The organism is Pantoea agglomerans (assembly GCF_021397715.1).
In the GTDB taxonomy this organism is placed as follows: domain Bacteria; phylum Pseudomonadota; class Gammaproteobacteria; order Enterobacterales; family Enterobacteriaceae; genus Pantoea; species Pantoea astica.
In genome coordinates this window covers 630,747-649,666 of the sequence record NZ_CP090207.1, presented here as the reverse complement: position 1 = coordinate 649,666, position 18,920 = coordinate 630,747, and the positions used below count along the sequence as shown (strand labels likewise).

The window sequence follows — 18,920 nt, the reverse complement described above, 5'->3', positions numbered from 1 at the left end:
CCTCTTATTTGCCACTGACTGAGTTGTGGATCATATCGAGCCAGCCAGGGATGCCGAGCTGAAATGACTGCAACAACTTCATGTCGAAACCGCGGAAGAAGCCACTGAGAACAAACAGCAATACAATGGCGGTCATCATCACTTTAGTGACCCGGTTCCAGCCGCTCTCTTCCACGCCTTTGCCGATCAAAATACCCAGTACCAGTCCAGGTACGGCGTTGCCCATGATCAGCTGCGCCAGACCGCCAAAAATGGTGGCCCAGAAGCCCGATTTGCGACCCGCATCGATCGCTGCCAGCCAGAAGATCACTGGCATAACGGTATTGACCAGCAGGTTAGCCGCCGGTACCAGCACTTTCACTGCGGTAACCTGCAGCGCCGCCGGTACGGCTGATGCCGTAGAGTTGAGGAAGGCCACCACGAACATGCCGATAATGCCGCAGGCGATAGCCATCTTTTTCGGGTTGTGCAGCGTTTCCGCCACGTTGCGGTTTTTGACCATCAGCGCCGCGGCGCCCCAGTTTGGAATGATGCGGTGGTCCACATCCTGGGTGAACGATCCGGCTGCAACAGAAGATGCCCAGGCGTTAAAGAAGAAGCCAAGACCAAAGGAGAAGTGAGAAGCCGGATCGCCCTCGCACGAGTTGAGTTCCCCCAGCGTACGAAAAGCGCCCATTCCCTGAGTGGTGGGCGCGTGAAACATCCGCGCCGCGCCAGCACCGACGCCGACGCCCACCAGCCCCCCAATGATCAACGACTTAAACAAAATGATTAAAAACATGTTGTTGTACCTTTGTTGTCGTTTTTACCCGGCACGCCTCAGCCGTCGCCTTGCCACAGCCTGCCCGTCGCGTGACAAACGGCCAGCGCGTCGTCGGACAAGCGGCTTTCTGACGTGAAAAGGTTCTGTTTTTACGGTGTCACGATAAACGCCACCTGTTCGGTGTCGAAAACGGTGACGCTGACGGTGATCTCCAGCTCGACGCTGTAGCTCCGCCGTTGACGCGCCAAAAAGAAGAACAGAAATTTCTCGGTTCTGACGCTCTCCTGTGCGCGCAGCACCCGGACATCCTGGGGCTCAATGCGCAGCAGAATTTTTTGCGTCGCGCGCAGAACCTGGTTCTGTACGCGACTCAGGGCATCGGCAAAGGCTTTCGCTTTGCTGTCGCCTTTACCCTCTACCGTCACCTGCGTAACGTATTGTTCTTTCATGATCAGCTGCCGTGCTTCTTGTTCCAGGCCTGCACCAGCCGTTCGCCCAGCTCTTCTTTATCCATGAAACCGAAACCCAATACGGTGGCACCTTCGTTGATGGCGGTGACGCCTTCGTCGATGGATCGCATGCCATGTTTCGCCTTGTAGCCATATTTGTTCTGGGCGGTAATCGCACCTGCGCCGCCGCTGCCGCAGAACGAAATGCCGAAGTCGGCGTTTTCCGCCTTCATCACGTCGCCGAGCTTCATGTCTGCCGCCACGCCGGGTACCACGACCGCGCGTCCACCGGCTTTCTCGATACCTGCCGCGACTTTCTGCCCTTTACCTAAACGATCGCCAATCACTACAGTTACCATGTTCACTTCCTCATCAGTTGTTTGATCGGGCAACTTCGATATGCACCGAGAGCAGCCATGCTTCTTCGCGTGGCAGATTGCCAAACAGATCCACCACCTGCTGCGCCAGCTGCAGCGTTTCCGGCGGGATATCCTCAAACAGCTCGGCTTCCACTTCTGGCAGCGGTTCACCGCTCAGCGAACGCGACGCCATTGCTCCGACATGTGACAGCAGCATCTGCTGCTGAACCGCATTCGGCTCAATACCGTGCTGCTGGTAGATCGTCGCAATCTGCGCCATCACCCTGTCAGCCAGCTGCTGCACTTTCTCCGGTGGCGCTTCATGCACCGGAACGCCGTTATTGCTCACCTTGCTACTCCTGTCAGACCGGATAATTCGCGTTAAAAATAAATTACCCCTGATAGCACGGCCTGTGGAGACGCAACATTTCCAGCATCAAGTGGAAATCGAGGTGAGGCCTGTGCGCCAGATCGCAGGCTGCACGCTTAGTGCGACACAGATCGCAGAATGCGTGAAATGCGTAAATGGGGCGGATAAGGTGCGCAGGCTGTGCGGTGGGATGGATCGGAGAAAGTGGCAATACGCCGGGTAATAAGCAGAAGTGATGATGGAAAAACGCCGGTCAGGGGTGACCGGCGCTGGCGTTAACGGAATTTCTTATGGTTGGCGTTGCGGATGTCGTCGAACTTCGCGGCTTCGCGTTTCGCCCCATCCACGTTGTTGGCTTTCGCCAGCGCACTGACCACATCGATCTGCGCGATCAGCGAGTCGATACCGGCATGGAAATCTTTCACCTGTGGGCTGTCAGCCGGCTGGCCTTCCAGCTTATCCGGCGTGCCCTGTCGCGCATCCTGCGCTGCGGTACGCATTTTGGTCAGCGCCTGCTGCATCTCCTGTGCATCGTCGGTTTTTTTGACGATCTTCAGATTGGCATTCAGCGTATCCATATCCTGCTCCAGATCGGCCGCATAGAGGCTGGCACTGGAGAACAACAGAGAAGCAGACAACATTGCAATCACATGCTTACGCATCGCTCTTTCCTTTCTTATTGTGATGAAAAAAAAGCAGCCAACCGGCTGCTTTCAGAATCCATCTTTCTTATCGTCCCGCTATCTTCATTTCGGGCAGTAACACCGAGCCGCACTGGATATTGCTGCGGGTTTCGATGTCATCACCGATGGTCACCATATTGCGCCACATCTCTTTCAGGTTGCCGGCAATGGTGATTTCACTGACGGGATACTGAATTTCACCGTTCTCAACCCAGAAACCGGCCGCGCCGCGTGAGTAATCGCCGGTAATGGCGCTGACGCCCTGTCCCATCAACTCGGTCACCACTAAACCGGTGCCCATCTGCTTCAGCAGATCGTCGAAGCTGTGGCCCTGGCCAGCGATACGCCAGTTATGAATGCCACCAGCATGACCGGTGCTGATCAGGCCCAGTTTACGGGCTGAGTAGCTGGTCATTAACCAGGTTTGCAGCACGCCATCTTTAATGATGTCGCGCGGCTGGGTGCGCACGCCTTCGCTGTCGAACGGGGTCGATGCCAGCCCTTTCAGCAGATGCGGCTGCTCATTAATCGTCAGCCACTCTGGCAGGATCTGCTGGCCCATCGAATCCAGCAGGAAGGTTGATTTGCGGTAAACGCTGCCGCCGCTGATCGCTCCAACCAGATGACCGAACAGACCGGTGGCCACTTCAGATGCAAAAATCACCGGTGCTTTCATGGTAGAGAGTTTACGCGGTGCCAGACGCGACAGCGTACGACGTGCGCATTCCGCACCCACCCACTCCGGGCTCTGCAAATCTTCAAATGCGCGGCCAATGGTATAGGCGTAATCGCGCTCCATGTTGCCATCCTGCCCGGCAATCACGCTGCTGGAGAGCGAGTGACGGCTGGAGCAGTAGCTCTGCAACATACCGTGGCTGTTACCAAATACTTTGATGCCGACGTGGCTGTTAAAGCTGCCGCCTTCGGTGTTGATGATGCGCTTGTCTGCCCGCAGCGCCGCCTGTTCCGCCTGCGCCGCCAGTTCAATGGCGCGATCGGCATCGATCTCCCACGGATGGTAGAGATCCAGATCGGGCGCGTCATACGCCAGCAGGTCAGCATCTGCCGGACCGGCAAAGGGATCAGGTGAGGTATAACGCGCAATATCGATGGCCGCCTGCACGGTACGCTTGATCGCATCCGGGCTGAGGTCGGTCGACGAGGCGCTGCCTTTACGATTCTGATGATAAACGGTGATGCCTAGCGCGCCGTCGCTGTTAAATTCGACGTTTTCCACTTCACCATAGCGGGTGCTGACGCCGATGCCAGTGGTTTTACTGACCGCCACTTCCGCGCTGTCAGTGCTTGCTTTAGCCAGTTCGAGCGCCTGCGCAATCGCCTGCTCCAACACTTTTCGCTGTTCTGCAACCTGAGTAGATACGTTCATCGACCTGCCGTCTAATCTTATGTATGTATGATTTGAGTCTATCAGAGTCAGAGAACAATTTCGCAGTCACCCGATAAACTGGTAGGATTAGCCTCTTTTTTTGGGAGTCCACTAATGACCAAACAGCCCGATGAGTGGCTCGACGATGTGCCAGATAATCATGAAGAAGAAGATGAAGAGATTATCTGGGTCAGCAAGAGCGAAATAAAGCGCGACGCTGAAGAGCTGAAACGCCTGGGTGCCGAACTGGTTGATCTGGGTAAAAACTCGCTGGATAAAATCCCGCTGGATGAGCGCCTGCGTGCCGAAGTCGAACTGGCACAGCGCATCAAGAAAGAGGGTCGCCGCCGTCAGTTGCAGCTGATCGGTAAACTGCTGCGTAGTATTGATGTGGAGCCGATCCGCGTCGCGCTGGATAAGCTCAATAATCGCCATAACCAGCAGGTTGCGCTGTTCCATAAACTGGAAATGCTGCGTGACCGCCTGATTGAACAAGGCGATGATGCGATGACGGATGTGATCGCCCTTTATCCTCAGGCCGATCGTCAGCAACTGCGCAGCATGATCCGCAATGCGCAGAAAGAGAAAGCGGGCAACAAGCCGCCGAAATCTGCGCGACAGATCTTTCAGTATCTGCGCGAGCTGGCCGAAAGCTAAGCGATGTCGGGGCGGGCAGGATCGCCCGCCTTCAGGCTGCTTAGCGATAGATGTAGAGAATGCCGGTCCGCAATCGCAACTGGCGTTCGCTGGAGGTGGCCGAGCGACCAATATCGCCAAAGGTCACATACGGCACCCAGACGCGCCGATCGCCGAGCGCATAGTCGAACTGTAATTCCTGCTCATAATCATCATGCCGGTTAGCAAATAGCCGGGCATCCGCATGTTTATAGACCAGCTTGTAGGTGGTGGTCAGCCGATCGGTTTTATTGCGCAGATAGAGATCAAACCGGTTAGCGGTACGGTGCCGATCGGTATCGCAATAATCGATTCCGCCGGTGCGGCATTGATCGTCGTGCGCATAATCGGTCAGTTCCAGTCGGTAGAGCCCACCAAGAGACCAGCTTTCATTAACTTTATACCAGGGCGCCACACCAAACTTCCATTCGGTGCGTGAAGAGTTAAACTCCGGCTGAATAAAAGGCGATAGCGTCCAGTTTCCCCAGAAGTACGATTTCAGAAAGGTCACTTCCACTACGTTTAACACCGTGTCGTTATAATATTTATCTTTGGGATCGGCGCCGCCGGTTTTAAATTTGGTTTCAACCCCAAGCCACATATTATCCGGCAGCGTGGTGCTCAGCCCCAGCTTATCGTAATGGGTCCGATCCCGAAGACGATACTCATGTCGGTAATCGACGGTGGCCGTCGCCAGCGCGGCGGCAGAAGTGGTCAGTAGCATGATGCTCAGCGCGACGCGCCGTAATCTGTTCTTTCCCATGACAACATCCTTATTCATAATCATCAGGGCCATTAAATTTAACGCATTCAATTAACCCAAAATTAACGTACGTTTAAATTAGCGTGCCAAAATAATAAAGCGCACATCATAAACACCGGTTAATTATTTCATTAACGTAAAGTCCGTTTATTAATCCGATGATGACAAAGACGATGCTAGGAATTATTGACGGGATAAGCCTTTCTGCTTTAGACAGAAAGTTGATCAATATGGCAACAGCAGGAAGAGTATGCAGATCACATTCAAATTATGCGGCGTTGTTTCTGATTAAATAAATCATTAAATGAGAAAGATAATAATAAAATAAGCGCCCGATTCGGGCGCTTATTAACTCAGGCGAGCTTATCCAGCAATTTCTGATGAATGCCGCCAAAACCACCGTTGCTCATCACCAGGATCGAATCCCCCGGCTGTGCCGCTTTAGCGATCATTGAGACCAGCGTATCGATATCCGCCGTGGTGTGTGCAGGCTGCATACAGGCGTCAGCAACGTCTGAGACCTGCCACGGGATATGATGCGGCTGGAACAGGAAGACTTCGTCAGCGCGCGCCAGTGAGGGCGCCAGCTCGTTTTTGTTCACGCCCATTTTCATGGTATTGGAGCGGGGCTCCAGCACCGCAAGAATCCGTGCCGTGCCGCCCACTTTGCTGCGCAGCGCCGCCAGGGTAGCCAGAATCGCGGTCGGATGATGGGCGAAGTCGTCATAGACTTTGATGCCGTTGACCTCGCCGCGTAGCTCCAGCCGGCGACGCGCATTAATAAAGCTGTTCAGTGCCTGGCCGGCATCTTCCGGCTTCACGCCAACATGCCGCGCTGCCGCAATCGCCATCAGCCCGTTATGCATATTGTGTTCACCGACCAGCGACCAGTTCACTTCGCCCACTTTCGCACCGTCGAGCCACACTTCCCAGTGCGAGGCATCCGCGGTGAGCTTCCTGGCCTGCCAGCGACCGTGATCGCCAACGTTCTCCTGCTCACTCCAGCAGCCCATCGCCATGACCTGTTTGAGGTTGTGATCGTTCTCGGGCAGCAGGATCTTGCCCTGTCCCGGCACGATCCTGATCAGATGGTGGAACTGCTTCTGGATCGCCCGCAGATCGTCAAATATATCGGCGTGATCGAACTCAAGATTATTGAGGATCAGGGTACGCGGGCAGTAATGGACAAACTTGGAGCGCTTATCAAAAAACGCGCAATCGTACTCATCCGCTTCAATAACGAAGAATGGACTTTTTCCTAATTTTGCGGAAACGTCGAAATTTCCCGGCACCCCACCAATAATGAAGCCGGGTTCCAGCCCGCAGGCCTCAAGAATCCACGCTGCCATGCCGGCGGTGGTGGTTTTGCCGTGGGTTCCTGCCACTGCCAGCACCCAGCGATCGCGCAGCACGAAATCGTGCAGCCACTGCGGGCCAGAAAGGTAAGGAATGTTGCGTTCCAGTACCGCTTCCACACAAGGATTGCCGCGCGTCATAGCATTGCCGATGATCACTAAGTCAGGCGCCGGGTCGAGCTGGCCTGCGTCGTAACCTTCTGTTAATTCAATGCCTTGCTGCTCAAGCAGCGTGCTCATTGGCGGATAAACATTGGCGTCCGAACCGGTCACCTGATGGCCGAGCGAACGGGCCAGCATCGCCAGACCGCCCATAAAAGTGCCACAAATCCCAAGGATGTGAATGCGCATAACGAGATCCATTACTCAAAAGTTCGGCGCACAGTGTAACGCCGCTCGAAGACGGAAGAAACGGATTAGGACTATGGTTTTTGAAGTTCAATCGGCTAAACTGCGTACGCATACGTTGGCAGACTGTTACGCATGCTGCCACTCCATCGAAGATTCAGGGAATGTGTTATGAAAACGTTGGGCGAATTTATCGTCGAGAAGCAACACGACTTTCCGCACGCCACAGGTGAACTGACGGCGCTGATTTCAGCCATCAAGCTGGGTGCCAAAATTATCCACCGCGACATCAATAAAGCCGGTTTAGTGGATATTCTCGGTGCCAGTGGGGTTGAGAATGTTCAGGGTGAGCAGCAGATGAAGTTAGATCTGTTCGCCAACGAAAAACTGAAAGCGGCATTGAAAGCCCGTGGCATCGTCGCCGGTATCGCGTCTGAAGAAGAGGACGAGTTCGTTATCTTTGAAGGTGAAGAAAACGGTAAATATGTTGTATTGATGGACCCACTGGATGGTTCATCGAATATCGACGTTAACGTTTCTGTCGGTACCATCTTTTCTATCTATCGCCGCGTCAGCGAGCCGGGTACGCCGGTGGTCGAAGCTGACTTTATGCAGCCTGGCAACAAGCAGGTCGCTGCCGGTTACGTGGTGTACGGTTCATCGACCATGATGGTTTATACCACTGGCGCGGGCGTACATGCGTTTACTTACGATCCGTCACTGGGCGTCTTCTGCCTCAGCCACGAGCGGATGACCTTCCCGGAAACCGGTTATACCTATTCGATTAACGAAGGTAACTACATCCGTTTCCCTCAGGGCGTGAAGAAATATCTGAAGTTCTGTCAGGAAGAGGATATCGCGACACACCGTCCTTATACGTCCCGCTATATCGGGTCGCTGGTCGCTGATTTCCACCGTAACCTGCTCAAGGGCGGCATCTATCTCTATCCAAGCACCGCCAGCCATCCGCAAGGTAAGCTGCGTCTGCTGTATGAGTGCAACCCAATGGCGTTCCTGGCTGAGCAGGCGGGCGGTAAGGCCAGCGATGGTCAGAAACGTATTCTGGATATTCCACCGGTCACGCTGCATCAGCGCTGCCCGTTCTACTGCGGCAATGAGGCGATGGTTAACGACGTTGAGCGTTTCCTGGCCGAGTTCCCGGATTGCCGTCAGGGATAATCTGGCGTCGGTAGTGACATATTCAAAGCCTGCTTAATGCAGGCTTATTTTTTTCCGTTTCGCGGCTATCGCTGGCATCACAATGCTGGTAATACTTTTCTATCTCTTCTTCTGCCCGCTTACGCATACGTGGGTTAGCCGGAAAGTGATCCAGCCCGGCGAAATATAAAACAAGACTCAACGTGCAGACCACCAGCCCGATAAAAAGGCTCGCATAAATCATCAAAAAGCCCAGAGCCAGCAGGCACAGGCTGCAGATTAACAGCGCAATAGCAGTAAAGAACCGGGAATTTATCTTCTCTCTATTAAAGTATAATCGGCCGTTACGGCTGAGGCTAAGCGTATACTGATGTACGGCAAAATATCTAAAATTTGTGATTTCGCTGGATGTATCGATAATTTTAATAACTTCTTGCTGAATGGCGCTATTTTTTACCCCATATATTTTCTGGTTTAACAGGGTGATATAACGGCTTGTCAGCTGCGCTTGTTCCCGCTCGCTCACTAACCCATCACAGAGTTCATTCTTTATGAACCGCATTTTATTATTAATTGTATGCTGGAAGAGGTGTTCGCCCTTTATATTCTTAGCGAGCCAGCGAAGTATCCCCGCCACAAAAAACAGACCCACTATTAACATAAAAAAGAGCGGTGAATGTTCATATGTGGACAATAATTTGTCGAGGTTTTCAATAACTGAAGCGTACACGTCTTTGCTCCCGATTCTGTAACATGATGGTCTGCGGGCAATGTTAGCGAATAAGGTCCGGACTGAACACCATTCAGGCTAAGGAGAAACCGTCGGCGAGGGAGATGCGGGGAAACTGCTTATGAGACAGGCGCAGCATAAGACGCAAAAAACAGCGGGATAATGAGCGCATAGAGGATGCGCTCATCAGTGTTACTCAGGCTGCAAGCGGAACTGCGCCATAGTCGCCTGTAGCTGACCAGACTGCGCTTCCAGCGACTGGGTCGCTGCCGTCGCCTGCTCCACCAGCGCGGCGTTCTGCTGCGCGGCTTCATCCATCTGCGTCACCGCCAGGTTGACCTGTTCAATGCCGCGGCTCTGCTCATCAGAAGCCATAGAGATCTCTTTCATCAGCGCCGTGACGCGCATAACTTCACCCGAGATCTCATCCATGGTCTCTCCGGCTCGCGTCGCCATCTCGCTGCCCTCTTTAACCCGGGATTGTGAGTCGCCGATTAGCGTACGGATCTCTTTGGCAGCGTTGGCGCTGCGCTGCGCCAGGGTGCGCACTTCATTCGCGACCACCGCGAAGCCGCGGCCCTGTTCACCGGCGCGTGCCGCTTCAACCGCCGCATTCAGCGCCAGAATATTGGTCTGGAAGGCGATGCCGTCAATCACGCTGAGAATGTCGCCGATACGGTTGGCGCTGTCGGTGATTTCGTGCATTTTCTCCATTACGTAGCAGACCACCTCAGCGCCGCGATCGGCCGTATCCGACACCGCATTCGCCAGCTGATGCGCCTGCTGCGCGTTGCTGGCGTTAAGCCGTACCGTGGCGGTTAACTGCTCCATGCTGGCCGCCGTCTGCTCCAGCGAGGCCGCGGACTCTTCGGTGCGCTGCGACAGATTGACGTTGCCGGCAGCCAGCTCACGGCTGCCGATGTCGATCTGCAGGCTGGCTTCACGCACCTGACTGACCGACGCGCGCAGCGCCTGCTGCATCTCTGCCAGCGCATGATTGAGCCGGCCCAGTTCATTGTTGCCCGCCGCGGACAGGGCTTGAGATAAATCCCCTGCCGCCACCTGTTCCAGATGGACGATGGCGCTGTTGAGCGGCTGGAGCAACATCCGGCGCAGCAGTTGCCAGGCCAGCACTAACAGCAGCAACGTCAGTACCACCGCCACTGCGATCAGAATTTTCATTTTGGTTTCGTTATAGGCCGCCTGATCCAGCTGGGCTGCGGTCACCTGATCCGCGTACTGACCGAAATCGTCCACCGCTTTGCTGTAGCGGGCGGCCAGTGCGGCCAGGTTGCCTTCCAGCAGCTGATAATATTCGTCGGTATATTGCTTATCCAGCGCGCTCATCATCGGCCTGATGCCCTGCTCAAGATAGGCCTTGTAGCTGCCCGCCACGGCATCCGCCAGCGTTTTGCCGTGTGCCGTGACGGTGCCCGCATCAACAAAGCGCTTCAGGCTCTTTTGTGATGCCACCACATCGGCCTGCGCCAGTTTAGTGACCGCGGCGCCCTCTTCCAGCAAGCCAATTTCAATTTTCCGTACCGCCAGCGCCGCATTCGCGCGGGCGCGCATTAAATCGGCGTTGCTCTGATAGAGACTGTTCAATTCAACCCCCTGAATGCGGTTGATCACGTCCAGCGAGCGGTTCCCTTTGTTGATTGCCACGATACCCATAAAACTCACCGCCAACAGCAGCAGTGTCATAAATGCCAGCAATGCCAGCAACCCCGTGCGAAGTGATAACTGTTTCATCTTGATAGTTTCCGTGTATGAGAAAAGGCGAAATTTCCAGCGGCCCTAAAACGGAACAGGTATCGGCCATCACCTCGCTAAACTTTAACCTTAATGAATGGTTAACGGCTTGATCATCACGGAGACATCCATCAAGCTAATCGCCGCTGATGCGTTCCCCGGAGAAGAATAATGAAAACAGGATGGCTTCTGGCTCTGCTGCTTGCCAGCGGAGTGGCGATGGCGCAGGATTTGCCTGCTGATGCCGCGCTTAATCGTTGCCTGGAGGGTGCGACTACCACCCAGGCGATGAATCAATGTTATGCCGCCGCCAGTAAAGCCTGGGATCAGGAGATGAATAATCAGTATGGCAAACTGATGAATCAGTTAACCGGCGATTCGAAAACAGAGTTGCGTCAGGCGCAGCGAGCCTGGCTCAGCTACCGCGACAGCTGGCTGGCCGCGAGCCGCAGTCGGCTGAGCGATCAGGGTACGCTGGGTAGCGTCGCGCTGGGCGCACAGAACCTGAGCCTGGTGCGTAATCAGGCATTGATGTTGCAATCGCTGAGTCAAGGCAGTTGCGCCAACCCGGATGATTGTTAATCACCGTCCGGATTATCCGCGGGCTGATGTCGTCAGCGTACGTGTTCACTTTCAGGGAGAAACCATGGCTGCTTATGCCTCGACCATTATTCTGATCTGCCTCGCCGTTCTCAGTTATTTCGTACACAACAACGCCGTCACTATCTCTATTCTGGTGCTGCTGGCGATCAAGATCACGCCGCTGGCGCAGTTTTTCCCCTACGTGGAGAAGCAGGGCATTACGTTGGGCATCATTATTCTTACCGTGGCGGTGATGGCACCGCTGGCCAGCGGATCGCTGCCTGCAGCCGCGTTACTCAAATCTTTTGCCAACTGGAAGTCGATCGTGGCGATTCTGGTCGGCATTTTTGTTGCCTGGCTGGGCGGACGCGGCGTTAACTTTATGAGCGTACAGCCCTCAGTCATCGGCGGCTTGCTGATTGGTACGGTGATCGGCGTGGCGTTTTTCCGTGGCGTGCCGGTCGGACCGCTGATTGCGGCCGGGATAGTTTCGCTGTTTGTGACGGCTAAGTAGCGTTAGGGTGCATTCCGAAACGCCAAAAAGAGGGCATACTTTCAGAGTCAGTTGGCTATAATAGCCGACACTCAACATACGACTACTGAAGGAATGCCCGATGAGTTTGAACCAGGTGCCAGCAGGTAAAGACCTGCCAGAAGATATCTACGTTGTCATTGAGATCCCGGCCAATGCCGATCCGATCAAATATGAAGTTGATAAAGAGTCTGGTGCCCTGTTTGTAGACCGTTTTATGTCTACCGCCATGTTCTATCCGTGCAACTACGGCTACATCAACCACACTCTGTCACTGGATGGTGATCCGGTTGACGTACTGGTTCCGACCCCGTATCCACTGGTACCAGGCTCAGTGATCCGCTGCCGCCCGGTTGGCGTGCTGAAAATGACCGACGAGTCTGGCGAAGATGCCAAACTGGTTGCGGTTCCGCACACCAAACTCTCTAAAGAGTACGATCACATCAAAGATGTGAACGACCTGCCAGAACTGCTGCGCGCACAGATCACCCACTTCTTTGAACACTACAAAGATCTGGAAAAAGGCAAATGGGTTAAAGTGGATGGCTGGGATAATGCCGAAGCGGCCAAAGCTGAAATCATCTCCTCTTACGAGCGCGCACAGAAGAAGTAATTCTGCTGTCAGCCGGTAAGTCGAAAAAAAAACACCGTCCAACTGGACGGTGTTTTTGTTCAGGCCTCTGGCTCCTCATCACGCTTTAGCCAGTCTCCGCTCAGGATACGCTGGCGACCTGCCACTGAGCGTTGATAAACGTAAAGCCATGCGCTGCCAAACGGCGTCTGAATCAGATGACGTTTGTACTCTCCCCCTTTGGTACGGAGCGCATCCAGCTCCGCAAGGGTTGAGGCATCAATGCGGTACACTTCACACTGTACCGCTCCATTGCCCTCAATCACGCCGGGATAATGGCCCAGACTGAAAAGCTCAAAGCCCTCAATCTGGTGATCACCCAGCCATTGCGCATTCGTCATCCAGTGACTGTTTCCCTGTTTGCGCCGTAAACTGCCGTAGACAATTATTCGCATTGCTAAAACTCAAACTGATAGAGCAAATCGAGAGCCTGATCCACACCGGACACGGCTTCCAAATAGAGTTTAGGCATCAGGCGGTAACGCAAGGTTAACGTCGCCAGTGAATCAAATATGCCAACACCGTATTTTACCTGTAGACCCGGTAGTACATAGCCACTGACCTGCACCTGCTGGCTGTCGCCAACACCGGCAGTATCAACGGCGAGATTACTGACACCGAATGTCTCACCGATTTTACCCACAACCTGCCCACTTTGTGCAACCCCTAAGCCAATAAGCGCTGAGGTTAACGCATTACTGTCGCCATCGCTGCCGAGTCCCTGACCGCGCAGCAGATAAGAGAGCGCTTCCTGTTGCGACATCGCCGGATCGGAGAAGACTTCGGCTTTTGGCTCATCGGCCAGGCCGGTGACCCGCAATCCGGCGGTGACGTCATCTTCAGTCGCATCCGGATTACGAATCGCTTCCAGGTTGATGTAAGGCTGATCGGGCGGTCCGGCAAACTGCAGCTCGCCCTTACGCACAATCAGATCCTGTCCATAGGCGTGGAAGCGGCCGGACGGGATGTTGATCTGGCCGTTGAGGCCGAGCCCGGAGCGATCCTGCACCAGTTTCAGGTCGCCATTCAGCTTCGCTTTTAGCCCGAACGCAGAGAGACGCACATCGTTACCGACGTGGATCACCAGGTTGCTGTTGATCGGAATCGCGGCGGTTTTCGGCTGAATCGGCTTGAGGTTCTGATCCAGCATCACTTCATCCGACGAGACGCCCGTGGCGCTTTCCGGGACTTCCTGCACCGTGATGCGCGCCCACGGAACCTCGACCCGGCCCGACAGGTTAAATGCTGCCGGCGTGGCTTCGAACACCAGATCCGGCGAGACATCCATCCGCACCATCGGCGGCACCGTGACCCGCACCCGGCTACCCTGCGCCGCCAGGCGCGCGCGCCAGTTATCGAGCTGGCTCCAGTCGGCGTTACCGTTGAGGTTGATGTTGCCCTGCGCGGTCTGAATCAGCCCGTTCAGGGTCGAGCTCATGCCGTTAAACACCAGATTGAGATTGGCGGCGGTGAGATCGACCGGCATGAAGCTGCCATCGACATCGACATCCGACAGGCCAAGCTGACCAAACACCTGTGGCTGCTGCCCGCTGCCCGCCAGCCGTAAGCTGCTGTTGAGGTTGCCTTTGATCTTCTCGCCCTGCATCAGTGCCGGGTTCAGCATCGCCAGCGACAGGTTACGAATGTTGACGTTGCCGCCCAGCGTGCGGCGATTTTCCGGATCGGTGATCTGAACATTGCCATCGAGCTGGCCGTTATTGGCGATGCGGATCAGCCAGTCGAGCTGGGCACGTCCATCACGCAGCGCCGCATTAAGGTTCAGGGTATCAAAGGCGATCGGCAGGGTGTTGCCCTGCACATCCTGCTGGACTTTGACGCCGTTACCTTTCAGTGACACCGTGCCGGTCGGCAGGCCTTTACCAGCCAGCCAGTTAACACGAACGTCGCCGCTGAACACGCCGCTGAGCTGGGTCGCGTCTGGCATAAAGGGTTTAACCATCGCCAGATCGAAGCGATTCAGGACCACGTGCGCCTTGCCACTCGGACCGGCTTCAACCGGTTCCGGTACGCAGAGCTGCGCATTCGGGTTCTGCCAGCAGTGTGGCCCGATGGTGGCCGTCTGTTTGCTATTGAGGTAGTCAATGGCCATCGCCCGCGTCAAACGCCATTCTCCTACCGGCGTCTCAAAGCGGGTGTTGTTCAGTTCGCCTTTCCAGCGCTGCGTCTGGCGATCGAAACTGCCGTTCAGCGCCAGCTGACCGGACACCGGCTCGCCCTGTACATTAAGTTTAAGCTGATGCTGGTGCTCGTTGCCGTCTGCATTCAGGGTCAGCAGATTAATGCTGAGCGCATCCTGTTTCAGCTGTTCGACGCGCAGTTGCAGCTTACCGGCCACCTGCTCGCCGGAGCGAACATCCCCGTTGAGCGTGACGCGGTTAATCTGCATCTGCTGCCAGCGCAGGCCACGGGCATTGAGATCGGCCAGCAGCTGCGGCGCACTCAGGGTTCCGCGCGCTTTGATCGTGCCTTTGACCACGCCGCCCAGACCGGGCAGCGCATTGTCGAGCTGCGGCGCGTCGATGCTGGCATCCAGATCCAGCTGTTCACCTAATGCGCCTTTCACATCCAGATGGTTACGACCCAGCGCCAGTTTGATGCCCGGCACCGTCCACTGGTTGTAGCTGTTGCCGGTGAGCGAGCCTTCCGCCGTGACCGCGTTCTGCTTCACATTTCCTTTCAGCTGCAACTGCGGCACGCTTAACTGCCAGCTTCCGCCGTACAGGCTGCCGCGGGTGGTGATTTTGCCATCCAGCCTGGCGGGCCAGTCGGGATATTGTTGAGCGGTGTTGATGCCCGCCAGCGTCAGTTCGCTGCGCCAGCTGATCGCCTTACGCCAGTCCACCAGCGCCGTCAGATCGATGTTGCCCTGCAACGCCGCGATACGCAGTCTGTCGAGGCTGAACTGTTCGACATTACCTTTACCGGTCAGCGAAATGTTGGCGGGCGGCACCGCTTCCCCTTTCACCGCGGTACGCAGCGACATCACGTAGTCGGTCGCTTTGCCTTTGAACTGGTAGTCGAGGTTATCGGCCTGGTACTGTACCGCGCCGGTTAACGGCCAGCGCAGCTGCGGACTGGTCAGCTGTAGCGACAGCGGCAAGCCCGCCACCGCCAACTGGGTGGTAGCATCCAGTTGCGCCTTCACCGGACCGGAGAGGTTGAGCGCCAGCTTCAGCTCATCGCGCATCGCACCGTTGAGCTTCAGCGCGATTTTTTCGCCTTTAATCGGATCGGTGTTTACCTCACCGTTAAGCGAGAAATCGACCGGCCAGTTATCCGCCAGCATCGCCTGTCCGCTGCCGTTCAGCTTGCCGAGATTGGAGTCCACTTCCAGCGTGCTGAGCTGCATCTGGCGGTCAGCGGTTTTCGCTTTCAGCAGTAACCGGCTGATGGCGATATCGGTATCGCCGGTGATGCGCAGCTGCTCGCCCAGGATCTGCTGTACATCAATATCCAGCGGCAGCTGAAAATCGGGTAACGCGGGCAGTAGCGGTTGCGCAAACATCGCCTGCAGGGTTTCACCCAGCGGCTTCTCCGCCGGCTTCGGCTGCTGAACTTTCGGCTGCACCACCTGCTCATTAGCCACCTGCGCCGCTTTCGGCAAAGCAATCAGCAGGCTTTGAATATGGGTCGGGTTAAGCGTCAGCGCGCGTTCCTGCCACTGCAGGCCGGTGGTGAAATCCAGCAGCGAGATGGCAGTATCGTCGACTTTGACATTGATATTGTGCAGGCCGAGATGCTTCAGCGTAATCGGATACGGCGTGCTGAGGTTGGCGTTGCCGCTCTCCTCTTCCGGCGGCGGCTCGCTGGCTGGCGTCATCTTTTTGCTGTCGACCACCACGCTGATATCGCTCAGGGAGACATCGTTCACGCAGACCGACGAGTGCAGCAGACAGTTGAGGTCAACCGCCAGATGGATATGACCGGCATCGACACTGACGCCGGGCATCTCATAACGCAGCCCGCTCAGGGTCAGGTTACGCCAGCCGCCATCGACCTGTTTGATCGATAAACCCGGTACCCAGCGCGAAGCGCCATTTAACAGCAGGTGCAGACCGGGCGTGGTGCCGATCAGAAAGGCTACGCCACCTAATAGCAGCACCAGAAAAATCAGAATGCCGATCAGGACCTTTTTCCACAGCTTCATAGTTCAGGCCCCAGTCCGATATAAAATTGCAATCCATGTTCCTCGTCATCCCCAATCGGTCGGGCAATATCCAGTTTGATTGGCCCCACCGGTGAAGACCAGCGCACACCGAAGCCCGCGCCGGTTTTAACGTTACTCTGTTTGATATCGTTGACCGCTTCGCCGGAGTCGACAAACACCGCGCCCCACCATTTGCCGCTGACGTTGTACTGATATTCCAGCGATCCGGTGGCGAGTTTGGAAGCACCGGTCAGTTTGCCGTCATCATCCCGCGGAGAGATGTCTTTATATTTGTAACCGCGAATGCTGCGGTCGCCGCCGGCGAAGAAACGCAGGTCGGGCGGCACTTTGTCGAAGTCGTTGGTTTCGATCCAGCCCAGGTTGCCGCGCGCCACAAAACGGTGCTTATCGCCCAGCGTGCGGATCCAGACGTTTTGCGCCTGCATAATCAGGAAGTCAACGTCTGAACCCCAGGTGGTGTCGGAAACGTCTACTGAATAGCGCTGCGAGTCACCCCAGGTAGGCATTAAGCCGCCGCGTGAGCGGGTACGGTTAACGCTGACGCCAGGATAGAGCAGCATGGTGGTGTTGGTGACGCTGCCCTGGGTAAAGTGGTCCAGACTCCAGCGCAGGTTAACGGCCTTCTGCCAGCCGCTGCTGCTGTCCCAGTTACGCGACATCGCCAGCGTCGTGGTATCGGCTTTGGTGTCGTTGAGGTCGGTGCGCTTCAGGCCGCCCGAGAAGGTATAGTACTGTTCCAGCGGGCTTTTCAGCAGCGGGACTTTATAGGTCAGATCGACCTGCTGCTCAGGGGCAGAGACGTAGGCGCTGGCCGCCAGGCTGTGACCGCGGTCGTTAATCCACGGTTTTTTCCAGGTTCCTTTCAGCCGGGGTCCGACATCCGTCGAGTAACCCACCCCGGTTTCAATGGTGTTTTCGGTACGCGGTGACATCACCGCATTGAGCGGCAGAACTTTGGTTTTGCGCCCTTGTTTAAATTCTGGCGCGACCACCACCGAATTGAACCAGCCGGTGGCAGAGAGGCGGCGATTGAGCTCGGCCAGATCGCGCGAACTGTAGTAGTCGCCCTGCTTAAAGGGCACCAGATTTTGCAGATACTCCTCGCGAATTTGCGAGCCTTGAAAACTGACGTCGCCAAAACGGTAGCGCTGGCCGCTGTCGTAATCGATATCCCAGAACGCTTCACGCCGCTCGACCGATACGCCTAACTGGCTCTTTTTAAACTGGCCATCGAAGTAGCCATTACGCAGCGCGAGATTTGAGAAGCCACTTTTGAAACTGTCATACTGCCCGTGATTGAGCTGGGTGCCCACTTTGGGTCGTCCCTGTGCTACCCAGGCACGGTAATCCTCATCGTTGCGGGCTTCACCCTCAACAACGATACTGCTGCCGCCAATTTTCACCGGTTCGCCGGGCGTTACGCGCGCCACCAGCACCGGACGGCCACCCCGCGCAGGCGCAGGACGGGATTCAAAATCGATAACCGGCTCGTAGTAACCGAGCGCGCGCAGGCCCTCTTTTATCGCTACCGAGACGCGTGCGCGAAAGCGGCCGTCGTTAGAGACCTCATCGCTGCCGATGGTCGACAGGCGCGCCCTGACGTTTTTTTGCAAATCCCCGGTTAAGCCTTCGACCTGTAATCGTACCGTCGCCGCTTCAAGCGCTGGCGCGACAAGCAGCAGGCTGGCCATGCAATAAACATAAAATCGTGGCACCTGTACTCCTGTTAATCATGCCGGCCCCTTTTCCGCGGGGCACTTATTAATCATCTTTGCCCGCACTGGCGTGACGGCAACATCCTCATCATAGCCGCACTTTATGGTAACCGGCGGGGCAACATCATCATCTAAGTCAAATACCGGGCTATTGTCGGTAAATGACGCGATCGATACAACAACTGCGGCGTCGAATGATCGCGGCTGGCAGGTTCACTCAGATTAATCTGAACTGATGACGGGCATGTCCGGCGGAACACACCATCGGAACAGGTGGTTTGTCCTCTGGCGGCCCGGTGATAGCACCTGCTATAATCGGCCACCACAGGCATTTCGCCTGTTTTCATTTCTGCCCCGGCACTGTTTTTTCTGTCGAACTGGCGCAGACATTTTTGGCACGGATAGCCCTGTTTGACAGGTACGCAGATCGCTCCGGATCTCACCTGCACGCTGCCCAGGCCAAAAATGACAAGTGGATA

General features: G+C 55.6%; 18 protein-coding genes. 5 read left to right on the top strand and 13 right to left on the bottom strand.

Annotated features, from left to right (window positions below):
* Nucleotides 1–4: 4 nt before the first annotated feature.
* From LZU96_RS03200 to pmbA, 6 genes are all read right to left on the bottom strand, one after another.
* Nucleotides 5–781, bottom strand: coding sequence for a DUF4311 domain-containing protein (locus LZU96_RS03200; RefSeq protein WP_094120579.1), 777 nt, complete (start codon nt 779–781; stop codon nt 5–7).
* 131 nt (nt 782–912) lie between these two features.
* A complete protein-coding gene (locus LZU96_RS03195) occupies nt 913–1,212 on the bottom strand; it encodes a DUF4312 family protein (protein WP_233987033.1) in 300 nt (99 codons plus the stop codon).
* 2 nt (nt 1,213–1,214) lie between these two features.
* The gene (locus LZU96_RS03190; RefSeq protein WP_009087404.1) at nt 1,215–1,571 is read right to left on the bottom strand and encodes an SFCGS family glycine-rich protein; all 357 of its coding nucleotides are present in this window, start codon (nt 1,569–1,571) and stop codon (nt 1,215–1,217) included.
* Nucleotides 1,572–1,584: 13 nt separating this feature from the next.
* Nucleotides 1,585–1,920 (bottom strand): glycine dehydrogenase, encoded by a 336-nt coding sequence (locus LZU96_RS03185; protein ID WP_233987032.1) that lies wholly within the window; start codon nt 1,918–1,920, stop codon nt 1,585–1,587.
* Nucleotides 1,921–2,216: 296 nt separating this feature from the next.
* Complete coding sequence (cybC, locus tag LZU96_RS03180) at nt 2,217–2,603, bottom strand: cytochrome b562 (protein WP_233987031.1); 387 nt, start codon at nt 2,601–2,603, stop codon at nt 2,217–2,219.
* 67 nt (nt 2,604–2,670) lie between these two features.
* Complete coding sequence (gene pmbA, locus LZU96_RS03175) at nt 2,671–4,011, bottom strand: metalloprotease PmbA (protein ID WP_233987030.1); 1,341 nt, start codon at nt 4,009–4,011, stop codon at nt 2,671–2,673.
* Nucleotides 4,012–4,125: 114 nt separating this feature from the next.
* Here pmbA and yjgA point away from each other — a divergent pair, with 114 nt between their 5' ends.
* On the top strand, nt 4,126–4,668 hold the full coding sequence (gene yjgA / locus LZU96_RS03170; protein WP_233987029.1) for a ribosome biogenesis factor YjgA: 543 nt from the start codon (nt 4,126–4,128) through the stop codon (nt 4,666–4,668).
* 40 nt (nt 4,669–4,708) lie between these two features.
* Here the strand turns inward: yjgA and LZU96_RS03165 are convergent, their stop codons facing one another.
* Together LZU96_RS03165 and mpl are read right to left on the bottom strand one after the other, a co-directional pair.
* A complete protein-coding gene (locus LZU96_RS03165) occupies nt 4,709–5,449 on the bottom strand; it encodes an oligogalacturonate-specific porin KdgM family protein (protein ID WP_233987028.1) in 741 nt (246 codons plus the stop codon).
* A gap of 353 nt (nt 5,450–5,802) precedes the next feature.
* Nucleotides 5,803–7,155, bottom strand: a complete 1,353-nt coding sequence (gene mpl, locus LZU96_RS03160; protein WP_233987027.1) for a UDP-N-acetylmuramate:L-alanyl-gamma-D-glutamyl-meso-diaminopimelate ligase — start codon at nt 7,153–7,155, stop codon at nt 5,803–5,805.
* Nucleotides 7,156–7,323: 168 nt separating this feature from the next.
* Here mpl and fbp point away from each other — a divergent pair, with 168 nt between their 5' ends.
* Nucleotides 7,324–8,331: a class 1 fructose-bisphosphatase gene (gene fbp, locus LZU96_RS03155; protein WP_094120585.1), complete on the top strand. Its 1,008-nt coding sequence runs from the start codon at nt 7,324–7,326 to the stop codon at nt 8,329–8,331.
* Nucleotides 8,332–8,353: 22 nt separating this feature from the next.
* Here the strand turns inward: fbp and LZU96_RS03150 are convergent, their stop codons facing one another.
* Entirely contained in the window at nt 8,354–9,040 is a 687-nt protein-coding gene (locus LZU96_RS03150; protein ID WP_233987026.1) for a hypothetical protein, read from the bottom strand.
* Between the two features lie 192 nt (nt 9,041–9,232).
* The gene (locus tag LZU96_RS03145) at nt 9,233–10,792 is read right to left on the bottom strand and encodes a methyl-accepting chemotaxis protein (RefSeq protein ID WP_233987025.1); all 1,560 of its coding nucleotides are present in this window, start codon (nt 10,790–10,792) and stop codon (nt 9,233–9,235) included.
* A 171-nt stretch (nt 10,793–10,963) separates the two neighbouring features.
* On the opposite strand from LZU96_RS03145, the gene LZU96_RS03140 reads away from it, so the two are divergent.
* From LZU96_RS03140 to ppa, 3 genes are all read left to right on the top strand, one after another.
* The gene (locus LZU96_RS03140) at nt 10,964–11,374 is read left to right on the top strand and encodes a lysozyme inhibitor LprI family protein (protein WP_233987024.1); all 411 of its coding nucleotides are present in this window, start codon (nt 10,964–10,966) and stop codon (nt 11,372–11,374) included.
* 64 nt (nt 11,375–11,438) lie between these two features.
* The gene (locus LZU96_RS03135) at nt 11,439–11,888 is read left to right on the top strand and encodes a DUF441 domain-containing protein (protein ID WP_233987023.1); all 450 of its coding nucleotides are present in this window, start codon (nt 11,439–11,441) and stop codon (nt 11,886–11,888) included.
* A 100-nt stretch (nt 11,889–11,988) separates the two neighbouring features.
* Entirely contained in the window at nt 11,989–12,519 is a 531-nt protein-coding gene (gene ppa, locus LZU96_RS03130) for an inorganic diphosphatase (protein ID WP_003855519.1), read from the top strand.
* Nucleotides 12,520–12,578: 59 nt separating this feature from the next.
* Here the strand turns inward: ppa and LZU96_RS03125 are convergent, their stop codons facing one another.
* From LZU96_RS03125 to tamA, 3 genes are read right to left on the bottom strand one after another with little or no spacing between them, the layout of a single operon-like run.
* The gene (locus tag LZU96_RS03125) at nt 12,579–12,932 is read right to left on the bottom strand and encodes a gamma-glutamylcyclotransferase family protein (protein ID WP_233987022.1); all 354 of its coding nucleotides are present in this window, start codon (nt 12,930–12,932) and stop codon (nt 12,579–12,581) included.
* A 2-nt stretch (nt 12,933–12,934) separates the two neighbouring features.
* Entirely contained in the window at nt 12,935–16,705 is a 3,771-nt protein-coding gene (gene tamB / locus LZU96_RS03120; RefSeq protein ID WP_233987021.1) for an autotransporter assembly complex protein TamB, read from the bottom strand.
* Entirely contained in the window at nt 16,702–18,417 is a 1,716-nt protein-coding gene (gene tamA / locus LZU96_RS03115; RefSeq protein ID WP_233988119.1) for an autotransporter assembly complex protein TamA, read from the bottom strand. Before tamA ends, tamB begins: the two co-directional genes overlap by 4 nt.
* Between the last annotated feature and the right edge of the window lie 503 nt (nt 18,418–18,920).

What these genes read in the sequence shown, in the direction of transcription:
- LZU96_RS03200 (WP_094120579.1), bottom strand. Translation starts at nt 781, where the DNA reads ATGTTTTTAATCATTTTGTTTAAGTCGTTGATCATTGGGGGGCTGGTG.
- LZU96_RS03195 (WP_233987033.1), bottom strand. Translation starts at nt 1,212, where the DNA reads ATGAAAGAACAATACGTTACGCAGGTGACGGTAGAGGGTAAAGGCGAC.
- LZU96_RS03190 (WP_009087404.1), bottom strand. Translation starts at nt 1,571, where the DNA reads ATGGTAACTGTAGTGATTGGCGATCGTTTAGGTAAAGGGCAGAAAGTC.
- cybC (WP_233987031.1), bottom strand. Translation starts at nt 2,603, where the DNA reads ATGCGTAAGCATGTGATTGCAATGTTGTCTGCTTCTCTGTTGTTCTCC.
- pmbA (WP_233987030.1), bottom strand. Translation starts at nt 4,011, where the DNA reads ATGAACGTATCTACTCAGGTTGCAGAACAGCGAAAAGTGTTGGAGCAG.
- yjgA (WP_233987029.1), top strand. Translation starts at nt 4,126, where the DNA reads ATGACCAAACAGCCCGATGAGTGGCTCGACGATGTGCCAGATAATCAT.
- LZU96_RS03165 (WP_233987028.1), bottom strand. Translation starts at nt 5,449, where the DNA reads ATGGGAAAGAACAGATTACGGCGCGTCGCGCTGAGCATCATGCTACTG.
- mpl (WP_233987027.1), bottom strand. Translation starts at nt 7,155, where the DNA reads ATGCGCATTCACATCCTTGGGATTTGTGGCACTTTTATGGGCGGTCTG.
- fbp (WP_094120585.1), top strand. Translation starts at nt 7,324, where the DNA reads ATGAAAACGTTGGGCGAATTTATCGTCGAGAAGCAACACGACTTTCCG.
- LZU96_RS03145 (WP_233987025.1), bottom strand. Translation starts at nt 10,792, where the DNA reads ATGAAACAGTTATCACTTCGCACGGGGTTGCTGGCATTGCTGGCATTT.
- LZU96_RS03140 (WP_233987024.1), top strand. Translation starts at nt 10,964, where the DNA reads ATGAAAACAGGATGGCTTCTGGCTCTGCTGCTTGCCAGCGGAGTGGCG.
- LZU96_RS03135 (WP_233987023.1), top strand. Translation starts at nt 11,439, where the DNA reads ATGGCTGCTTATGCCTCGACCATTATTCTGATCTGCCTCGCCGTTCTC.
- ppa (WP_003855519.1), top strand. Translation starts at nt 11,989, where the DNA reads ATGAGTTTGAACCAGGTGCCAGCAGGTAAAGACCTGCCAGAAGATATC.
- LZU96_RS03125 (WP_233987022.1), bottom strand. Translation starts at nt 12,932, where the DNA reads ATGCGAATAATTGTCTACGGCAGTTTACGGCGCAAACAGGGAAACAGT.
- tamB (WP_233987021.1), bottom strand. Translation starts at nt 16,705, where the DNA reads ATGAAGCTGTGGAAAAAGGTCCTGATCGGCATTCTGATTTTTCTGGTG.
- tamA (WP_233988119.1), bottom strand. Translation starts at nt 18,417, where the DNA reads ATGGCCAGCCTGCTGCTTGTCGCGCCAGCGCTTGAAGCGGCGACGGTA.